This is a genomic window from Nocardia cyriacigeorgica (genome assembly GCF_010858045.1).
In the GTDB taxonomy this organism is placed as follows: domain Bacteria; phylum Actinomycetota; class Actinomycetes; order Mycobacteriales; family Mycobacteriaceae; genus Nocardia; species Nocardia cyriacigeorgica_E.
In genome coordinates this window covers 1-273 of the sequence record NZ_JAAGVC010000428.1, presented here as the reverse complement: position 1 = coordinate 273, position 273 = coordinate 1, and the positions used below count along the sequence as shown (strand labels likewise).

1 protein-coding gene is annotated in these 273 nt (G+C 65.2%); it reads left to right on the top strand.

What is annotated here, in order from left to right; all coding sequences use genetic code 11:
- Positions 1-10 precede the first annotated feature (10 nt).
- A partial coding sequence (locus tag GV790_RS30315) for an AMP-binding protein (RefSeq protein WP_375139449.1) occupies positions 11-273 on the top strand: 263 nt, incomplete at its 3' end.

The following is a 273-nucleotide window of genomic DNA, read 5'->3' as shown; positions in this document are numbered from 1 at the left end:
CATGGTGTCGGTGCCGATCGGTGCGCCGGTGTTCAACACGCAGGTGTATGTGCTGGATGCGCGGCTCAATCCGGTGCCGGTCGGTGTGGCGGGTGAGCTGTATCTGGCCGGTGTGCAGCTGGCGCGTGGTTATGTGGCGCGTCCGGATCTGACCGCGGATCGTTTCGTAGCGAACCCGTTCGGGGCGTCCGAGCGGATGTATCGCACCGGTGACCTGGTGGCGTGGAACGCGGCCGGTGAGCTGGAGTATTTGGGCCGCACTGACTTCCAGGT